Here is a 482-nt window from a genome sequence, read left to right as displayed (position 1 = left end):
GTATGACAAGGAGGTAATGCCATATTTTCTATCTCTGCTACATTCCAAGCATTTAAAATAATTCTTCTACTATCTGGATTAGTTTTGATTTGATTTATTACATCAGCTAATTGATCAACTTTTTTTCCATTTGCACCTTCCCAAGATCTCCATTGGCTTCCATATACAGGACCAAGCTCTTTTATAGTATCTGTATTCGTATAACCTAAATCTTTCCCTTGAGCATCTGCATTTGCAGTCCATACAGTTTTTTTACCAATTAGGTTTGAAGCTTTATCTCCAAAATGGATTTCAGCAAGTCTTCTTTCATCAGTACTTCCTTCTATAAACCATAAAAGCTCTGAAATAATAGCTTTAAGATGAGTCTTTTTTGTAGTTACAAGAGGGAAACCTTCACTTAAATCAAATCTCATTTGATAACCAAAAACAGAAGTAGTTCCTGTACCTGTTCTATCTTCTTTTTTAATACCATTATCTAAAAT

At 32.4% G+C, this 482-nt stretch carries 1 protein-coding gene; it reads right to left on the bottom strand.

Features of this window, described 5'->3' with window-relative positions; translation table 11 throughout:
• A partial coding sequence (gene thyA, locus CRV02_RS14415; RefSeq protein ID WP_129090908.1) for a thymidylate synthase occupies positions 1-482 on the bottom strand: 482 nt, incomplete at both ends.

The sequence above is a fragment of the Arcobacter sp. CECT 8989 genome (genome assembly GCF_004116715.1).
Classification (GTDB): domain Bacteria; phylum Campylobacterota; class Campylobacteria; order Campylobacterales; family Arcobacteraceae; genus Halarcobacter.
This window is presented reverse-complemented; position numbering and strand designations above follow the sequence as displayed.